The sequence below is a fragment of the Dongia rigui genome, assembly GCF_034044635.1.
Taxonomy (GTDB): Bacteria; Pseudomonadota; Alphaproteobacteria; order Dongiales; family Dongiaceae; genus Dongia; species Dongia rigui.
The window spans coordinates 1-1192 of record NZ_JAXCLX010000008.1 but is presented as its reverse complement, the minus strand read 5'-3'; the positions used below and the strand labels follow the sequence as shown (position 1 = coordinate 1192).

Below are 1192 nucleotides of genomic sequence, written 5' to 3'. Positions count from 1 at the left end.
CTTACTCGACGATCTTGGCGACGACGCCGGCGCCGACGGTGCGGCCGCCTTCGCGGATCGCGAAGCGCAGGCCTTCATCCATGGCGATCGGGGCAATCAGATTGACCGTCATCGCGATGTTGTCGCCGGGCATCACCATCTCGGTGCCTTCCGGCAATTCCACCGTCCCCGTCACGTCCGTCGTGCGGAAGTAGAACTGCGGGCGATAGTTGGAGAAGAACGGCGTGTGACGGCCACCCTCTTCCTTGGTCAAAATGTAGGCTTCCGCCTTGAACTTCGTGTGCGGCGTGATCGAACCGGGCTTCGCCAGAACCTGGCCACGCTCGACGTCCTCACGCTTCGTGCCGCGCAGCAGCGCGCCGATGTTGTCGCCGGCCTCGCCGCTATCGAGCAGCTTCCTAAACATTTCAACGCCGGTCACGGTCGTCTTCACGGTGGCCTTCAGACCAACGATCTCGACTTCCTCGCCGACCTTCACGATGCCGCGCTCGACGCGACCGGTCACAACCGTGCCACGGCCCGAGATCGAGAACACGTCTTCGACCGGCATCAGGAACGGACGATCCTTCGGACGCTCCGGCTGCGGAATGGCGGTATCGACCGCCTCCATCAGCTTCAGGATCGCGTCATGACCCAGCTCCGGGCTCTTGTTCTCCAGCGCGCACAGCGCCGAACCACGGATGATCGGGATCGTGTCGCCCGGGAATTCGTACTTCGACAGCAGCTCGCGCACTTCCAGCTCAACCAGGTCGAGCAGTTCCGCGTCGTCCACCATGTCGCACTTGTTCATGAACACCACCAGCGCCGGCACGCCGACCTGGCGGGCCAGCAGGATGTGCTCGCGCGTCTGCGGCATCGGGCCGTCGGCGGCCGAAACCACCAGGATCGCACCGTCCATCTGCGCCGCGCCCGTGATCATGTTCTTCACGTAGTCGGCATGGCCCGGGCAATCGACGTGCGCGTAGTGGCGGTTCTTCGTCTCGTACTCAACGTGAGCCGTCGAGATCGTGATGCCGCGCGCCCGCTCTTCCGGCGCCTTGTCGATCTGGTCGTACGCCGTGAACGTGGCGCCGCCCGTCTCTGCCAGAACCTTCGTGATCGCCGCCGTCAGCGACGTCTTGCCGTGGTCAACGTGGCCGATCGTGCCAACGTTGCAGTGCGGCTTGTTACGCTCGAATTTAGCCTTCGCCAT

1 protein-coding gene is annotated in these 1192 nt (G+C 63.9%); it reads right to left on the bottom strand.

Annotation, left to right across the window (positions count from 1 at the left end; translation table 11 throughout):
• Position 1: 1 nt before the first annotated feature.
• Positions 2-1192, bottom strand: coding sequence for an elongation factor Tu (tuf, locus tag SMD31_RS21550; protein ID WP_320503005.1), 1191 nt, complete (start codon positions 1190-1192; stop codon positions 2-4).